Source organism: Nocardioides sp. NPDC047086, from assembly GCF_040643685.1.
Classification (GTDB): domain Bacteria; phylum Actinomycetota; class Actinomycetes; order Propionibacteriales; family Nocardioidaceae; genus Nocardioides.
Map to the genome: position 1 here is coordinate 1 of NZ_JBEYUV010000085.1, position 2,892 is coordinate 2,892.

4 protein-coding genes are annotated in these 2,892 nt (G+C 68.7%); 2 read left to right on the plus strand and 2 right to left on the minus strand.

Going from position 1 to position 2,892, the window contains the following annotated elements; genetic code table 11:
- Positions 1-56: 56 nt before the first annotated feature.
- Both ABZ796_RS27640 and ABZ796_RS27645 read right to left on the minus strand, forming a co-directional pair.
- Positions 57-398: a VOC family protein gene (locus ABZ796_RS27640; protein ID WP_357341383.1), complete on the minus strand. Its 342-nt coding sequence runs from the start codon at positions 396-398 to the stop codon at positions 57-59.
- Between the two features lies 1 nt (position 399).
- Entirely contained in the window at positions 400-933 is a 534-nt protein-coding gene (locus tag ABZ796_RS27645) for a pyridoxamine 5'-phosphate oxidase family protein (RefSeq protein WP_357341384.1), read from the minus strand.
- 124 nt (positions 934-1,057) lie between these two features.
- Here ABZ796_RS27645 and ABZ796_RS27650 point away from each other — a divergent pair, with 124 nt between their 5' ends.
- Positions 1,058-1,837: a siderophore-interacting protein gene (locus ABZ796_RS27650; RefSeq protein ID WP_357341386.1), complete on the plus strand. Its 780-nt coding sequence runs from the start codon at positions 1,058-1,060 to the stop codon at positions 1,835-1,837.
- Positions 1,834-2,793: a GTPase Era gene (era, locus tag ABZ796_RS27655; RefSeq protein WP_357341388.1), complete on the plus strand. Its 960-nt coding sequence runs from the start codon at positions 1,834-1,836 to the stop codon at positions 2,791-2,793. Before ABZ796_RS27650 ends, era begins: the two co-directional genes overlap by 4 nt.
- Positions 2,794-2,892: the final 99 nt, after the last annotated feature.

The window sequence follows — 2,892 nt, forward strand, 5'->3', positions numbered from 1 at the left end:
AAAGTGGCAGGTCGGACAGCGATCCGCCTGCCACTTTCGCCCACTCCTCGATCGCCTCAGATCGCGGCAGGCCCTCCGCCGATGCCGATCTCGTTGCCGTCGGGGTCTCGGAAGACGATCTTGCGCACTCCGTTCTCGTAGGTCTCCTCCGAGGCCGGTCGCAGCCCTCGGTCGGCGAGCGTGACCAGGCGGGCGTCGAGGTCGTCGACGAAGAGGGTGACGAACCCGTGGCCGGCGATGTCCGGCTTCTGCTCGATGTAGACGTAGCGGTGCTCGGCCGCCTCGAAGACGACCTCGACCTCGTTCGGGTGGAACGCGGCCTCGCCGAGCAGCTTCTCGTACCACGGCACGGCGTCGGTGATGCTGGTCACCGGGATGCCCGCGAAGAGGTCGACCATGTCAGAACCTCCACCGGGTCGCGGCGTACGGCTCGACGCACTGGACCGCGTGCGCCGAGGTGGCCGCGAGCCGGTGCACGTGCCACGGCGCGGGGCCGGCGCTCTGGGCGTTGAACGGCGCGCTCAGCGCGTCGCCGGACTCGTGGACCTCGGCCGGCCAGCCTTCGTCGTGGTAGCGCTTCGCCACGTGGGCGAGGTCCTCACCCAGCACCCGGGTGGCGGTGCCCTCGACCACCAGGTCGAACTCGCGCACCGACAGCGACATGGCACAGCGCGGGTCGCGCGCGAGGTTGCGGCCACGACGGGTCTTCGGCCCGGTGACGAGGTGGAAGGCGCCGTCGAACCAGATCGCGCCCACCGCGTTCACGTGCGGACCGCCGTCGTCGTTGATCGTGCTCACCCAGGTCGTATAGCGCCCCGGCTCGCCCTCCTGAGACCCGGGCCCCTGGTCGAACCCGGCCTCCAGCCGCCTGGTCACCTCCTCCCAGGACATCGGTGGCGCGTCGTACATCTCGGCGAGGTTGTAGGTCTCCATGAGCTGTCTCCTTCGACTGGACATGACTATTCACCTGCTCCACGAACGAGTCACGCCCAAATCGACAATGTTCGACAGTGCGCTGATGCGGGTGGGCGAGCCCGGCGCGGATAACCTTGATCCGATGAGTGTCAAGGCCCAGCAGTACGCCGCGGAGGTGCTGCGGCGCGAGCAGATCACGCCCCACCTCGTCCGCCTGGTGCTCGGCGGTCCCGGCCTGGCCGGTTTCGAGTCGACCGGGATCCCCGACGAGTGGGTCGGGCTGATCGTGCCGGGGCAGTTCCAGTCGCGCTACTACACCGTGAGGTCGTGGCGGGATGGCGAGCTGACCCTCGACGTCGTCGTCCACGACGTCGGGCTGGTGACCGAGTGGGCCACCCGGCTCGACCCGGTGGGGCAGACGGTCACGATCACCGAGCCCAAGGGCTCCTACGCCGAGCCCGACGGCGCGCAGTGGCTGCTGCTGGTCGGTGACCTGACCGCGATGCCGGCCATGGCGCGGATCGCCGAGACCACCACGCTGCCGACACGGATCTGGGCCGAGGTGCCCGACGACCTGCCCGGCTACCTCCCCGAGTCCGCCGAGGTCACCTGGTCGGCGCCGCCCTCGGAGACCGCCTCCGACCTGGCCGCGGCCGTGGAGAAGATCGAGTGGCCCGCCGGCGACGGCTACTTCTGGATGGCCGGTGAGTCGAGCCAGATGCGGGCGATCCGCAAGCATCTGATGCGGGAGCGGAAGCTCGACTCCCACGCCTACGACGTGATGGGCTACTGGCGCGGAGGCGGCCAGAAGCGACAGCCACGCGCGGTCGATCCCGGACCGGTGTGGCGCGAGGGCAAGGCCCAGGGGCTCACCGACGAGCAGATCTGGAAGCGATACGACGAGCAGCAGGAGCAGCAGTGACCGAGCCGGAGAACCAGCCAAGCCCGGCGCCGCCAGCACCAGAATTTCGGAGCGGCTTCGTGTCGTTCGTCGGACGCCCCAACGCGGGCAAGTCGACCCTGACCAACGCGCTGGTCGGCACCAAGGTGGCGATCACCTCCGACAAGCCGCAGACGACCCGCACCGTGGTCAAGGGCATCGTCCACCGCCCCGACGGACAGCTGATCCTCGTCGACACCCCAGGCATCCACCGGCCGCGTACGCTGCTCGGCGAGCGCCTCAACGACCTGGTCGAGGCCACCTGGACCGAGGTCGACGTGGTCGCGATCTGCTTCCCGTGCAACGAGAAGATCGGTCCCGGTGACCGCCGGATCGCGGAGAACGCCAACAAGCTCAAGAAGGGCATCAAGCGGGTCGCGGTCGCCACCAAGACCGACCTCGCCACCCCCGAGCAGATCGGCGAGCACCTGATGTCGATCCAGAACCTCGGGGTCGAGCTCGGCATCGAGTGGGCCGAGATCGTTCCGGTCTCCAGCGTCGGCGGCGACCAGGTCGACCTCCTCGCCGACCTGCTGATCAAGCTCCTCCCCGAGGGACCGCCGCTCTACCCCGACGGCGAGCTCACCGACTCTCCCGAGGAGATCATCGTCGCCGAGCTCATCCGTGAGGCAGCCCTGGAGGGCGTACGCGACGAGCTCCCGCACTCCATCGCCGTCGTCGTCGAGGAGATGCGTCTGCGTGAGGACCGTCCGGAGAACAAGCCGCTGATGGACATCCACGCCTTCCTCTACGTCGAGCGCGACTCCCAGAAGGGCATCGTGATCGGCCACAAGGGATCGCGTCTCAAGGACGTCGGCCAGCGCGCTCGCCTCCAGATCAAGGAGCTGCTCGGGATGCCGGTCTACCTCGACCTGCACGTCAAGATCGCCAAGGACTGGCAGCGGGATCCGCGGCAGCTGCGCAGGCTCGGCTTCTGAGATGTATGCCGAGTCGGCGCATCTTGACCGGCTCGCTCGCTTCGCTTCGCGAGACACCGGTCAAGATGCGCCTACTCGGCAGGGCTATTACGCCGGGGC

Bases quoted from the DNA above. Each gene is read 5' to 3' on its own strand.
- ABZ796_RS27640 (WP_357341383.1), bottom strand. From the start codon at position 398: ATGGTCGACCTCTTCGCGGGCATCCCGGTGACCAGCATCACCGACGCC.
- ABZ796_RS27645 (WP_357341384.1), bottom strand. From the start codon at position 933: ATGGAGACCTACAACCTCGCCGAGATGTACGACGCGCCACCGATGTCC.
- ABZ796_RS27650 (WP_357341386.1), top strand. From the start codon at position 1,058: ATGAGTGTCAAGGCCCAGCAGTACGCCGCGGAGGTGCTGCGGCGCGAG.